We start from the raw sequence: 14,345 nt of genomic DNA on the forward strand, positions 1-14,345 counted from the left end.
CGTCCGCGCCCCGACGAGAGAAGGCAAGGGCATGACTGAGGAACACCCGGGCCGGGACGAGGACGCGCCGGACCGGACCGGCGCCGCGAACGCCAGGCAGGAACACATCCGCCGGCTGCTGGCCGAGCGGGGCTTCGGCCGCGCGGACGGGGCGTCCGAAGCGGACCTCTTCCCCCGGCTCGGGCCGGGTCCCCACGCGCTGTCCTCGGCGCAGCGGCGCATGTGGTTCGCGCAGCAGCGGGAGCCCGACAGCTGCTCGTACAACATCTGCGTCGGATTCAGGATCAGCGGCGACCTGGACGCGGCGCGCCTGCGCCGTGCCTTCGAGGCGGTCGTCGCGCACCAGGACGTGCTGCGTACCGTCTACCGCACCGACGCCGACGGGCTGCCCGTGCAAAGCGTCCTGCCCGCCGTCGAACTGCCGTGGCAGACCCACGACCTCGGCGGCCCGGCGGCGGGCGACGACGTGGACGCCGAGGTCGCACGGCTGGCGCGGGAGCACGGCAGGTCGGCCTTCGACCTGGCCGCGGACTGCCCGCTGCGGCCCCTGCTCATCCGGCTCGGCGCCCGCGAACACGTCCTCGTGCTCAGCGCGCACCACATCGCCATCGACGACCGGAGCTGGGCCCCGCTGCTCAACACCGTGGCGGAGCGCTACCGCTCGGACGGTACGCGGGCACCGCTGCGCCCGCTCCCGGTCACCTACGCCCGATTCGCCGAGTGGGAACAGCGCCGGATCGCGTCCGGCGACTTCGACGAGTCGCTGGCCCACTGGCGCGGCAGGCTCGACCCCTGGCCCGCCCCCGCCGCGCTGCCGATGGCCGGCGGGTCCCTCCGGGAGCGGTCCGAGAAGGGGGTGCGGCGGCGCCTCGCGCTGTCGCGGCCGACCAGCGACGGCGTCACCGCGCTCGCGAAGAAGTCCGGTGCCTCGCTGTTCATGACGACGCTCGCCTGTCTGACCGCCGTGCTCGGCCGCTACTCGGGCAGCGGCGACCTCACCGTCGGCACGGTCGCCGTCCACCGGCCGAGCCCCGAACTGGAGCCGCTGATCGGCAACTTCGGCAACACGCTGATGCTGCGGTTCGACGCCGGGGGCGACCCGCGCTTCACGGAGCTGCTCACCGAGGTCCAGCAGCGCTGCATCGACGCGTTCGGACACCAGGAGGTCCCCTTCGACCAGGTCGTGGAGGCCGTACGGCCCCCGCGCAGGCGCGACGGTTCCGGCCTGTTCAACGTGATGTTCACCCAGCGCGGGCTCACGCTGCCGCACGACATCGACTTCCCCGGCCAGGTGTGGCAGGAGTTCCCGGTGTTCAACGGCGCGACGCGCTTCGACCTCGCGGTCGAGGTGGTGACGGGGCCCGACGGACTCGTCCTCACCGGCACCGGCGCCCACCGGATGTTCGACGCCGAGGCGGTCGACCGGGTCCTCGGTCACCTGGCCACGCTCATGGAGGGCGTCCTCGCCGACCCCACGCGCCGGCTCAGCGAACTGCCGCTGCTGCCGGACGCCGAGTACACGCGCGTCGTCGACGAGTGGAACGCCACGGACCGCCCCGAGTACCTGCCGCGCACCACCCTCCCGGGGCTCTTCGCCGCGCAGGTGGCCCGCAGGCCACGGGCCGAGGCGCTGGTCTTCGGCGATCAGCGCCTGAGCTACGCCGAACTGGACGCGCGCGCCAACCGGTTGGCACGCCATCTGACGGCCCGCGGCGTGGCGCCCGGCGCCTTCGTCGGCGTGCTCCTGGAGCGCTCGCCCGACCTGGTCGTGGCCATGCTGGCCGCCCTCAAGGCGGGCGCGGCCTTCATTCCCTACGACCCGGCCTGGCCGGCGCTGCGCAAGCAGGAGCTGATCTCCACGGCGGGCCTCGCCGCCCTGGTGACCAGCGGCCCGATGCTCTCCCGGAGCGAACTGGCGGCCATGGCCCCCGGCGTCGCGCACGTGGACCTGGCCGCGGACGGCGAGCTGATCGCGGGGCAGGACCCGCACGCCCTGGAGCTCACGCAGTCCCTGGACGACGTCGCGTACGTCATCTACACGTCCGGTTCCACCGGGGTGCCCAAGGGCGCCATGATCACCCACGCCGGCATCGTCAACCGGCTGCCCTGGCAGGCGGATCTCCTGGAGATCACCGACACCGACACCGTCCTGCACAAGGCGCCCGTCAGCTTCGACATCTCCATCAACGAGATATTCCTGCCGCTGGCGAGCGGCTGCCGCCTGGTGCTCGCGAAGCCGGGCGGGGAGGGCGACGTCTCGTACCTCCTGTCCACCATCGCCGAACACCGGGTCACCTTCGTCTACCTGGTCTCCTCCATGCTCGACCTGATGGTCGAGCGCGACGACGCGGCCGAGGCCTTCCGCAGCCTGCGGCACGTGTGGTGCGGGGGAGAGGTGCTCACACCGGAGCTCTACCTGCGGTTCCGCCGGCAGTGCGGCGCGCGCATGTACCACGGCTACGGCCCCGCGGAGGCGACGATCGGCGTCACCTGCCGCGTCTACGAGAGCGCCGACCACGTCCGGGACATCACCATCGGCAGGCCCAACCCGAACACCCGCATCCATCTGCTGGACGCCGCGCGCCGACCGGTCCCGGTGGGCACCGTCGGCGAGATCCACATCGGTGGACTGCCGTTGGCCCGCGGCTATCTGGGCGACCCTGAGCGCACGGCCGAACGGTTCGTGGACAGCCCGTTCCGGCCCGGCGAGCGGCTCTACCGCACGGGCGACCTCGCCCGCCACCGGGCCGACGGGCAGATCGAGTTCGTCGGCCGCGCCGACAACCAGGTCAAGCTCAACGGCCGGCGCATCGAGCTGGAGGAGATCGAGTCCAAACTGGCCGCCCACCCCCACGTCCGGCAGGCCGCCGTCATGATCCGCACCCGCGGCCGGCTCGGCCGGCAACTGGTGGCCTTCGTCGCCACGGGCGACAGCGCCGTCACCCCCGACGAACTGCGGGCCTGGCTCACCGAACGGGTGCCGTCGTACATGGTGCCCCCGACCGTCGTGCTGATGCCGGCCCTGCCGCTGAAGAGCTCGGGCAAGGTCGACAGGGACCGGCTGGCGTCGGCCGACATCCCGGACGAGGAGCGCGACAAGGCGGCCTACACCGCCCCGCGGGGCGTGCTGCAGGAGGCCGTCGCGGCCATCTGGGCCCGCACGCTCGGCCTGGAACAGGTGGGCGTCCACGAGAACTTCTTCGACCTCGGCGGGCACTCCCTGCTGGTCGTGAAGGTGCAGACCGAGATCCGCCGCGAGCTCGGCCACGACGTTCCCGTGGTCGCGCTGTTCGAGAACCCGACGGTCGCCTCGGTGGCCCGGCACCTGGAGGCGGGCGCGGGCGCCGTGAGCGACGAGGAGGCGCGGGAGGTCGAGAAGATCCGAGGCCGGGCCGGCCGGCAGCGGCGGGCGCGCGTCGGCCGCCGCACCAGCAGCGTGAAGGAGGCGTCATGAACACGGACACGGGCACCGAGCGGGCGGGGGCCACGGGCCCCGGCCCCGAGGAGGGCGTCGCGGCACCCGACATCGCCGTGATCGCGATGGAGGGCAGGTTCCCCGGGGCACCCACGCTCCGGGAGTTCTGGGAGATGCTGCAGGCCGGCAGGGAGGCCATCCGCCCCGTCGACGACCAGGACTTCATCGAGGCCGGCGGCGCCCCCGACCGGCTCACCGACCCCAACCTCGTCCGGGTCGAGTGCACCCTGGACGGCATCGACCGGTTCGACGCCGAGTTCTTCGGGTTCCAGCCGGCCGAGGCCGAACTCCTCGACCCCCAGCAGCGCGTCTTCCTGGAATGCGCCCAGCACGCCTTCGAACAGGCCGGATGCCTGCCCGGCGAGTACGACGGGGAGATCGGCGTCTACGCCGGCGCCTCCCAGAGCCAGTACTACCTCGACCACGTCTACCCCATGTACGCCCGCAAGCCGGGGACCGTCGACTCCTTCATCGGCTCGGTGGCCAACGCCTCCAGCGCCCTGGTCACCCGGGTCTCCTACCTGATGAACCTGACCGGGCCGAGCTTCGTGGTGCAGACCGCCTGCTCGACGTCCCTGGTCGCCGTGCACACCGCGTGCCAGGACCTGCTGGACTACCGGTGCGACCTCGCGCTGGCGGGCGGGGCCTCCGTGAACCCCAGCGCGCGCCTCGGCTACCAGTACGTGCCCGACGGGCCGTTCTCCCCGGACGGCCACTGCCGCCCGTACTCCGCGAGCGGCGCGGGCATGTCGCCCGGCGACGGCGTCGGGGTCGTCCTCCTCAAGCGCCTGGAGGACGCGCTGGCCGACGGCGACCACATCCGCGCGGTGATCAAGGGCTCGGCGGTCAACAACGACGGCGCGCGCAAGGTCGGCTTCACCGCCCCCAGCGTCAAGGGCCAGCGCGATGTCATCGTGGCGGCCCAGGCCGCGGCCGGAGTGACGGCCGACGCCATCGGCTACGTCGAGGGACACGGCACCGCCACCCCGGTGGGCGACCCGATCGAGGTGAGCGCCCTGACGAAGGCGTTCGCGGCGACCACCGACAAGAAGGGCTACTGCGTCCTCGGCTCCGTGAAGTCCAACCTCGGACACCTCGACGCCGCCGCGGGGATCGCCGGGCTGATCAAGACCGTCCTCGCCCTGGAGCACGAGGCGATCCCCCCGACCGTCCACTTCGACGAGCCCAACGACCTCATCGACTTCGCGGGCTCCCCCTTCGTGGTCTCCGGCGAACTGACGCCCTGGCGGCGGACCGACGTGCCGCGCCTCGCCGGCGTCAGCTCCTTCGGCGTCGGCGGCACCAACGCCCACGTCGTCCTCGAAGAGGCACCGCGGCGGCCCCCGCGCGAGAGCGACGGGCGCCCGGAGGTCACGCTCCTGTCCGCGGCGACCCCCAAGGCACTGGGCGACATGGGCAAGGAGCTGACGGAACACCTCTCCCGCGAACCCGAGCTCCCCGTCGGCGACCTCGCCCATACGCTCCAGACCGGCCGCCGGACCATGCACCACCGCAGAGCCGTCGTCGCCGACAGCCCCGGGGAACTCGCCGAGGCGCTGCGGTCCGGCGACGGCGTCCAGGGCGACACGGGCGGGCGGCCCCGCGACGTGGTGTTCATGTACCCGGGCGGCGGCTCGCAGTACCAGCGCATGGGCCAGCAGCTCTACGCGACCTATCCGGTGTTCCGGCGCGAGATGGACCGGTGCGCGCGCATCGTCGAGTCGGCCTGCGGCGTGGATCTCCTGGCGGCGCTCTACCCGCCCAGCGACGCGGAGCCCAGCAGGGAGAACGTCGACGTCCCCGTCCTGCGCCTGCCGGCGATCGCCGCCACCGAATGGTCCGTGACGGCCCTGCTGGCCTCCTGGGGAGTACGCCCCACCGCCGTGCTCGGCAACAGCCTCGGCGAGTACACGGCCGCCTGCGTCGCCGGGGTGATGGACCTGGAGGACATGCTTCCGCTGGTCGCCGAGCGCGAGCGGCTCATCGAGAAGGCGGGCGGCATGGCGCTGAGCGTGCTGCTCGACGGCGACGACGTCGGGGAGCACCTGGTCCCGGGCACGTCGCTGGCGGCCGTGAACGCCCCGGGCATGTGCACCGTCTCCGGCACCCACGAAGCCATCATGGAGCTGGAGAAACACCTCACCGAACAGGGCATCGACCAGCACCGGCTGCGCGTCCCCGGCGCCGTGCACTCGGTGGCGCTCGACCCGGTACTCGACGAACTGCGGGCCGTGGTCAAGAAGGTGACCCTGCGCGAGCCCGCCATCCCGCTCGTGACCAACCTGACCGGCGACTGGCTGACCGCCGAGATGGCCCGCGACCCCGAGCACTGGGTGCAGCACACGCGCGGCACCGTACGGTTCCGCGACTGCCTGCGGACCCTGGCCGCCGACCATCCGCCCGCGCTGCTGGAGGCCGGGCCCAGCGGCGGTCTGGTCAAGCTGGCCGAGTACACCCTCGGGACGTCGACCCCGGCCGTCGCGGCGATCCGGCACGCGTACGCCGACCAGTCCGACCCGCGCGTCCTGCTCAACGCCCTCGCCCGGCTGTGGACGAGCGGTGTGGAGGTCGACTGGACGGCGACCCGCGAGGGGCGGCCCGGCCGCACCGTGCCGCTGCCCGGCTACCCCTTCCAGCGCAAGCGGTTCTGGGTGGAGCGCACCGTCGTGCGGCCCGACGCCCCCGAGCGGTCCGGACGAACGGCGGACTCCCCGCTCACGGCCCGGGAATGGAGCGGCTCCGGGCTGCCGGAGCGGCCCGCGGAGCAGACCGGGGCGGCGGACCGCGCCGGTGTCCTCATGGTGCTCGGCGGGGCGGAGCACGGGATGCCCCCGGCCGCCCTCCTGGCGGAGGGCGAGCGCGTGATCCGCGTGCGCTTCGCCGACGCGTTCGCCGCCCCGGAGCCGGACCACTTCGCACTCGACCCCGCGGCACCGGCCGACGTGCGCGCGCTGTGCGCCCACGTGTGGGATGACGGCGACCACGACGTGGACGTCCGGCTCCTCGACCTCACCCGCGTCGCGGGTCCCGCCGACCCGCTGCGCGCGGTCGCCGCCGCAGCCGACTTCGCCGAAGGACTCCTCGCCGCGCTCGGCACGGCGGAGCGGCGACTGCGCGCCGTCGTGGTCAGCGACGGCGCCTTCGACCTGGGCGGAGCCGACGTCACCCCCGAACACCGCCTTGCGCACGGCCTGTTGGCCCACTGGGGGCACGAGGAGTCGCGCGTCGACGCCACCCACGTCGACATGGCGGGGCTGCCGCCCTCCGGGGAGTTCGACGAGGGGACGTGGCGGGCGCTGCTGGCCGAACTGCGCCGCCCGGCGGCCGAGGAGACCGTCGCGCTTCGGGGCCGGCACCGGTGGACGGCGAACCCCGTGCCGGTGGAGCCGACCGAGGACGACCTGTCCGCGCTGCCCCGTCACTGGATCGTGCCGGACGGCGACCTGCCGGCCGCGCGACGGTTCGTGGCCTTCCTGTCGGCCGCGTTCGAGGGCGAGACGGTCATCGGCGGGGCCGCCGACACCGCGCCGGCCGACGGCGGGCCCACCGCACTGCTGCGCCTGCTCGACCACGCGGCCGACGGCGCGGACGCTCCGGCACCGGAGGCCGCCCTGGCCCGGCTGCGCGACCTGTGGCAGCGGCGCGCCCAACAACCCTTCGGCACCGTCGTGCTGGTCGACCCGCTGACCGACCACCCGTCCGCACAGCAGGCCGCCGTGAGCGCCTTCGCCGAGGCGTGCGTGGAGGCGGCCGCGGCGGAGGGCCTGCCCTGGCGGCTGCTGCGCTGGCGCAAGGGCCCCGAGTGGACCGACGAGGCCCTGACCGCCGAGGGCGGACTCGGCGCGCGGGGCCGCCTCGGTGCCGACGCCCTCGCCGCCGCGCTGCGCACCCCCGACCGCCCGGTCCTCACCGTCGCGGCAGGGAGCAGGGCGGGCACGGTCCAGGACCGCGCCCCGGGGCAGGACGACGAGGCCGACGCGGACACCGGGGCCGGGCCGTCCGACGGCCGGGACGGCCGGGCCCGCCCGCCCCTCAGCACCCCCTACGTGGCGCCGCGCAACGACCTGGAGCGCCGCGTCGCGGAGATCTGGCGCACCTCGCTCGGCATCGACGCCATCGGCGCCGACGACAACTTCTTCGAGCTGGGCGGCGAGTCCCTGCTGCTCATGAGGGTGGTCGCCAGTCTGCGCGAGCAGTTCACCGTCAACATGTCCATCCGTCAGCTGTACGTCAACGACCGGCTGACCATTTCCGGGATCGCCACCGTGCTGGAGGAGAAGGAAGCGTGACCACTTCAAAGACCGTCGAGTCCGTACCGGCCGCCCTGCGGGTCCGTGAGCTGATGACCACCGGACTGCTGTCGCAGGCCGTCTCGGTGCTGTGCGAACTGAACGTCCCCGATGTCCTGTCGACCCCGCGTTCCCACACCGACATCGCCAAGGAGGTCGAGGCCGACGCGGAGGGCCTGCTGCCGTTCCTGCGCGCCGCGTGCGCCGCCGGAGTGCTCGCCGAGCCGTCCACCAGGACCTTCGAACTGACCGACGTGGGCCAGGTCCTGAAGTCCGACCACCCGACCAGCATGCGCAACATGTGTGCCCTCACGTGCCGCGAGGAGTTCAACCGCACCTGGGCGAACGCGATCCACACGGCGCGCACCGGCGAACCGTGCTTCTCCGTGCCCTACGGCAAGGGCTTCTTCGAGTACATGGCGTCGAACCGGGAGTTCGCGACGCTGTTCGACAAGGCCATGACCTCGTCGGCCGCCGTCGACAACCTCCTGTCCAGCTACGACTTCTCCCGCGCCCGGCACGTCGTCGACGTCGGCGGCGGCCGCGGCGCCATGCTGGCCAGCGTGCTCAAGGCCAACCCGCACCTCACGGGCACGCTCCTGGACCTCCCGCACGTCGTGGCGAACGCCGAACGGATCATGGCAGAGGCCGGCGTCGCCGACCGCGTCACCCTCGTACCCGGCAGCTTCTTCGACGAGATCCCGGCCTCGGGCGACGTCTACCTGCTGTCCCGCGTGATCGGGAACTGGAACGACGCGGACTCGCTGCGCATCCTCGCCTCCGTGCGCTCCGTCATGAAGCCGGACAGCCGGATGGTCATCGTCGGCCAGACGCCGAGCGCGAGCGACCGCACCCACTACCCCCGCCAGCTCGACCTGTACATGTTCGCGCTGCTCGGGGCCCGCCTGCGCTCCTACGACGAGTACCAGGAGCTGTTCACGCAGGTGAACCTCACGGCGACCGAGCAGTGGAACTTCCCCGACAGCGAGTCGGTGCTGGAGGCACGGCCGGTCTAGCGGCCCCACGACCCGTGCTCCGGCCCACAGCGCGGGAGGAGCGCGGCAGGGGTGCCGGACGACCGGCGTTCTCACGTCCCGACTAGCGAAGACACGAAGAGGACTCGACATGCGCGTGTTGTGCACTGTGTGGAGCGTGAGCTCTCACCTGGAACCCCTGCTGCCGCTGGTGCGCTCCCTGCTCGCCGCGGGCGACGAGGTGCTCGTCGCCACCACGGAACAACTGGCGCCCGCGGTGCGTGCCACCGGTGCCCGGGTGGAGACCGTTCTCGCGGACCCCACGACTCCGTTCGCGCCGGGAAGCACCGGCCGCCCGCCGCTCGGCTCGCCCCTCGCGGACAAGATGGCGGCCCTGCTCGACGTATCGGAACTGACCGCACGGGCCAAGGAGATCACCGCGCTCGCCGAGAGCTTCGGCGCGGAGCTGGTGGTCCGCGACGACTCCGAGTTCGCCGGCTACCTCGCCGGGGAGCAGCTCGACCTGCCGGTGATCTGCGTGGCCGGAGCGATGAGCAACACCTACGACCACGAGGTCATGGCCACGGTGCTGGACCTGTTCCGCGCGGAGCTCGGCCTGCCGCCCCTGACCGGCCCGGCCGGTCTCTACCCGGGCGCGCTCCTGGACTACCTGCCCGAATCGGCGTCGTTCAGCGTGGCGCCGGCGGCGCGGACCCTGCGCTTTCGCCAGCCGCTGCGCGACGAGCCCGGCGCGCGCCTGCCCGCCATCGCGGCCACGGGCGAACGGCCGCTGGTCTACGCCGCGATCGGCACGGGGTGGCGCACCTGGCAGAACCAGGGACACGGCGGCGACGACCCGTTCCGTGCCATGGCCGACCTGCTCGCGGCTCTGTCCGAGGTGAACTGCACGGCCCTGGTGTCGTCGGGCGGCATGGACACCGACGGCATGCCGCGCGGGGCACACGTCGAGGTCCACCCGTTCCTGCCCCAGCAACTCGTCCTCGAAGCAAGCCAGTTGTTCTGCGCCCACGGCGGGTACAACGGCATCCGCGAGGCGATCAGGGCGGGCGTGCCGATGCTGCTGCGCCCCTCCACCCTGGACCAGCCCGCGAACGCGGCGGCGATGACCCGCCTCGGCCTGGGGGCCACGATCTCCGGGCTGGACGTCGGGCAGCTGACCGAACGCATCGCCGGAGCGCTGGAGGACACCGAGCTGGCCGGGCGCAGCCGGGCCGCCCGTGCCGCGATGCTCGCGCTGCCGGGTGTCGACACGGCCTCGGAGGTGCTGCGCACGGTCCGCCGAGAGCCGGGGGAGTGACATGAGGCCCAGTGGCAGGACCACGATGAGCCTGGGCTGTCGCGTCGAGCCGGGCGGCCCGCACCTGGCCGGCTGGCGGCACCCCCGTGCCGACACCCGCGCGGGTCTGGACTTCGCGCAGCTGGTGGAGACGGCCCGCTGGTGCGAACAGGCGGGCCTGGACGCCCTGTTCGTGCCCGATTCCCTGGCCGCCTGGGCGGGGGACCCGGACGTCGCGTCCCGCACGGTGCGCGGAGCGCGGTTCGAGCCGACCACGCTGCTGGCCGCGCTGTCCTCGGTCACCGAGCGGATCGGGCTGGTGGCCACGGCCTCCGCCGCGTACAACCATCCGTACCTCGTCGCGAGGAAGTACGCCTCGCTGGACCACATCAGCCACGGCCGTGTCGGCTGGAACGTGGAGTCCGGCCAGGTGCCCGCCGAGGCGCGGAGCTTCGGTGAGGGTCCCTTCCCGTTCCGCGGCGGGCGGTACGACCGGGCGGCGGAGTTCGTCGGGGTGGTGAGGAGCCTGTGGGACAGCTACTCCGACGAGGCGATGGTGCGCGACAGGGAGTCCGGCAGGTACTACGACCCGGGTGAACTGCACCTGACGGAGCACCGGGGCGAGAACTTCGCCGTGCGCGGCCCGCTGAACATCTCCCGGCCGCCTCAGGGCCACCCCGTCGTCTTCCACGCGGAGGACGCCCCGGGCGCACGGGACTTCGCCGCCCGCCAGGCCGACGTGGTCGTCGTCGACCGACGTGATCCGGCCGAGGCGCGCGCGGCCTACCGGGACCTCAAGGACCGGGCCGCGGCCGTCGGCCGCGACCCCGGGCACGTGGTGGTCTGGCGCCGGCTGGGGCTGCTGCCGGCCGCCACTCAGGAGGCGGCCGACGCCCAGCGGGACGAGCTCGACGGTCTGCTCCACGACGACGTGCTGTGGCAGGTGCTACGGGACACGCTGCCGGCCGCCGACCTCGTGGGGCGCTCGCTCGACGACCCGCTGCCGCAGGGGCGCACCCTGCGGGAGTCCGCTCGGGAGGCGGCCGGTGGCGGCGTGGTCCCGGGCAGCCCGGAGCGCATCGCCGACGTCCTTCAGGAGGCATTCGAGCAGGAGGGCGCCGACGGCTTCCTGCTGTGCTTCCCGCCGCTGCCCGGCGCCCTGCGGGTCTTCGTGGACGAGGTCGTCCCGGAGCTGCGGCGCAGGGGGCTGTACCGCACGGACCGTACCGGCAGGACTCTGCGCGAGAACCTCGGGCTGCCGAGGCCGAAGGAGGTGTGGCGTTGATGAGCAGGCAGGACCATCTGCGCCTGTGCGCGTTCATCAAGCCCGGCGGCAGCTATGTGTCGGCGTGGCGGCTTCCCGACGTGCCCGCGAACGCGGGTGTCGACATGGCCACCGCGATCCAGGTGGCCCGAACCGCCGAGCGGGGCGGCTTCGACGCCCTCTTCTTCCCCGACACCCTGGCCATGCCGTGGACCGACCAGGAGATCGCGGTCCGGCAGGGGCTGATCGCCGATGTGGTCGATCCGCTGCTGCTGGCGTCGGCGCTGGCGCCGCTCACCCGACGCATCGGCCTGGTGATCACCGCGTCCACCACCTACAACGAGCCGTACCACCTGGCCCGATACTTCGCATCGCTCGACCACCTCAGCGGCGGCCGGGCCGGCTGGAACCTCGTCACTTCGCTCACCGACAACGAGGCCCGGAACTTCGGGCGTGAGCACCACCTCGGGCACGAGGAACGGCTCGCCCGTGCCGAGGAGTCCTACGACGTGGTGTGCGGGCTGTGGGACAGCTTCACGGACGACGCCTTCGGCCACGACCGGGCATCCGGCCGGGCGTTCGAGCCGGGGAAGGCCTTCGCCCCGCGGTCGAGGGGCGAGCACTTCGAGGTCGACGGTCCGCTGACCCTGCCCAGACCGCCCCAGGGCAGGCCGGTGATCGCCCAGGCCGGCGCGTCGGCGGGCGGGCGCCGGCTCGCCGCGCGGGTGGCCGACATGGTGTTCGCCATCGAGGCGGACCGGGAGCGCGCGGTCGCGCAGGCCGCCGAGCTCCGCGACCTCGCGGCGGACCTGGGACGCACCGGTCCGGGGCCGCTGTTCATGCCGGCGCTGACGGTGGTGCCCGGCCGCACCAGGGCCGAGGCCGAGGACGCGATGGCGCGGATGGAGGCGACCGCCGACCCCCGGGTCATTCTGGCGACGCTCTCCTACTACTTGGACTGCGACGCGTCCGGCTTCGCCCTGGACGAGCCGCTGCCGCCCCTGCCGCCGACGAACGCAAGCCACAGCGAGCGCGACCGGCTGGTGGCCGAGGCGGAGCGGGACGGGCTGACCGTGCGCGAGCTGGCTCTTCGGCAGGACAGGGCGAACACGCTCGTGGCCTCCGCCACGGAGGTCGCCGACCACATCCAGGAGTGGTTCGAGGCGCGGGCCGCCGACGGCTTCACGGTCATTCCGCCGTACTTGCCGGGCGCGCTGGACTCCTTCGTGGACCTGGTCGTGCCGGAGCTGGACCGGCGGGGGCTGCTGCGGCCCGGCCGGGACGGCGAGACGCTGCGGGACCGGCTCGGCCTGGACCGCCCGGCCCATCGGGCCCCGGCCCGGTCGGCTCTGGAGGATGCCTGACCCAGGACGTGCACGGACGCTGTCCGGGCGGCGGGCCGGACCCCTTCGACGGGGCCGACCCGCCGCCCTGTCGCAGCCGCCGAGGCGCACGCCGCTCACCGGCGTCGGGGAAGCGGCCGGCTCCTACCGCCGCGCGCTCTCGTGTTCCTCGGCGGCCCGGGGCTCGCCGGGGCCGTCCTGGACCTTGCCGAGCAGCGCCGCGATGATGAGGCCGCCGACCACGATGAAGCCGGCGGCGACGAGCAGGCCGAGCGAGAAGCCCTCCGTGGCGGCCTGCGCCGAACTCTCCGTGTCCGCGACGGACTCCGTGCGGCGGGTGGCCAGCATGACGAGCAGGGCCACGCCGGAGGCGCCGCCGATCTGCTGGACGGAGCTGAAGAGCGCGGACCCGAGCCCCGCGTTCTCCTCGGTCGTCCCGGACACCGCCGCCATGCTCAGCACCGGCAGGCTGAGGCCGCAGCCGAGGCTGGTGACCAGCATGCCGGGCAGGATGCCGGTGACGTACCCGTCGCTCGCCTCGATGCCGGACATCATGACGAAGCCCACGGCGGTGACGGCGAACGACACCAGCAGGCTCGGGCGGAACCCGAACCTGAGCGCGACGCGGGAAGAGCCCCACATGCCCACCAGGAGACCGGCACAGAACGGCATGTAGGCGAAGCCCGCCTCGAGCGGTCCGTAGCCGACGACCGTCTGCAGGTGGATCATCAACAGGAAGGACATGGCGAAGAGGGCTGCGGAGAAGATCAGGGTCGCGATGTTGGCGACGGCGCGCGTACGGACCGACAGGAACTCCAGCGAGACCAGCGGATCGGTGGTGCGGGCCTCGACCGCGACGAACGCGGCGGCCAGGGCCACGGCGAGGATCAGCGGTCCATGACTCGTCACGTCGTGCCAGCCCCGCTCACCGGCCTGGAGCAGGCCGTAGACCAGGGACACCACGGCGAGGGTGCCCAGGACGGCGCCGGGGACGTCCAGGCGCGTGCGCCGCGACGCGCGGCTCTCGCCGATGAGACGGGGGAGCAGGGCGAGGGCGACGACGGCGACCGGAAGGTTGATGAAGAAGATCCAGCGCCAGGAGGCGAGCCCGGTCAGGGCCCCGGAGATCACCAGTCCGAACGTGCTGCCCAGTCCCGCGATGCCGCCCCAGATGCCCAGCGCCTTGGCCCGCTCCTGATTGCTCGGGTACAGCAGGGTGATGAGCGACAGCGCCGCCGGGCTCGCCATCGCCGATCCCGCGCCCTGGACGAGCCGTCCGAGGATCAGCTGCCACGGTTCCTGCGCGAGCCCGCACAGGAGGCTGGACGCGCTGAACAGCGTGACGCCGAGAAGGAAGACCCGCCGCCGGCCCAGCAGGTCGGCCATCCGGCCGAACAGCAGCAACAGCCCGCCGAAGGCGAGGAAGTACGCGTTGACCACCCAGGCCAGTCCGGCGGAGGTGAAACCGAGGTCGTCCCGGATGCTGGGGAGCGCGACGCTCACCACGTTGTCGTCCAGGATGAGCATGAACTGGACGAAGCAGAGCACGACCAGAACGAGCCCGCGGCGATGGGCGCCGCGGTCCGTGAGCAGCGTTGATGTCATGACCGGCAGCCCGTCGTCGAGGTTGCCGCCGCGGTCGTCCCGGGTCGGCTCAATTCTCGGCAGCGGTGGGAGAGATACATGCATCCACGCTAGGTATC

At 73.2% G+C, this 14,345-nt stretch carries 7 protein-coding genes; 6 read left to right on the forward strand and 1 reads right to left on the reverse strand.

The window, feature by feature from the left end:
• Positions 1–31: 31 nt before the first annotated feature.
• The 6 genes from AB0L89_RS06350 to AB0L89_RS06375 all read left to right on the forward strand — a co-directional run bounded on the left by AB0L89_RS06350 (position 32) and on the right by AB0L89_RS06375 (position 12,663).
• Positions 32–3,454, forward strand: a complete 3,423-nt coding sequence (locus AB0L89_RS06350) for an amino acid adenylation domain-containing protein (protein ID WP_365135162.1) — start codon at positions 32–34, stop codon at positions 3,452–3,454.
• Positions 3,451–7,764 (forward strand): beta-ketoacyl synthase N-terminal-like domain-containing protein, encoded by a 4,314-nt coding sequence (locus AB0L89_RS06355; protein ID WP_365135165.1) that lies wholly within the window; start codon positions 3,451–3,453, stop codon positions 7,762–7,764. Before AB0L89_RS06350 ends, AB0L89_RS06355 begins: the two co-directional genes overlap by 4 nt.
• The gene (locus tag AB0L89_RS06360; RefSeq protein WP_365135168.1) at positions 7,761–8,780 is read left to right on the forward strand and encodes a methyltransferase; all 1,020 of its coding nucleotides are present in this window, start codon (positions 7,761–7,763) and stop codon (positions 8,778–8,780) included. The genes AB0L89_RS06355 and AB0L89_RS06360 overlap by 4 nt, the downstream gene beginning before the upstream one ends.
• Before the next feature lie 136 nt (positions 8,781–8,916).
• Positions 8,917–10,056: a glycosyltransferase gene (locus AB0L89_RS06365; protein ID WP_365135171.1), complete on the forward strand. Its 1,140-nt coding sequence runs from the start codon at positions 8,917–8,919 to the stop codon at positions 10,054–10,056.
• 1 nt (position 10,057) lies between these two features.
• Complete coding sequence (locus AB0L89_RS06370) at positions 10,058–11,320, forward strand: NtaA/DmoA family FMN-dependent monooxygenase (RefSeq protein ID WP_365135173.1); 1,263 nt, start codon at positions 10,058–10,060, stop codon at positions 11,318–11,320.
• Positions 11,320–12,663 carry an NtaA/DmoA family FMN-dependent monooxygenase gene (locus AB0L89_RS06375; protein WP_365135175.1) on the forward strand — a complete coding sequence of 448 codons (1,344 nt, stop codon included), beginning with the start codon at positions 11,320–11,322 and terminating at the stop codon, positions 12,661–12,663. Before AB0L89_RS06370 ends, AB0L89_RS06375 begins: the two co-directional genes overlap by 1 nt.
• A gap of 123 nt (positions 12,664–12,786) precedes the next feature.
• Here AB0L89_RS06375 and AB0L89_RS06380 read toward each other — a convergent pair whose 3' ends face one another.
• The gene (locus AB0L89_RS06380) at positions 12,787–14,247 is read right to left on the reverse strand and encodes an MFS transporter (RefSeq protein WP_365135617.1); all 1,461 of its coding nucleotides are present in this window, start codon (positions 14,245–14,247) and stop codon (positions 12,787–12,789) included.
• Positions 14,248–14,345 lie beyond the last annotated feature (98 nt).

The sequence above is a fragment of the Streptomyces sp. NPDC052114 genome (assembly GCF_040680155.1).
Lineage (GTDB): Bacteria > Actinomycetota > Actinomycetes > Streptomycetales > Streptomycetaceae > Streptomyces.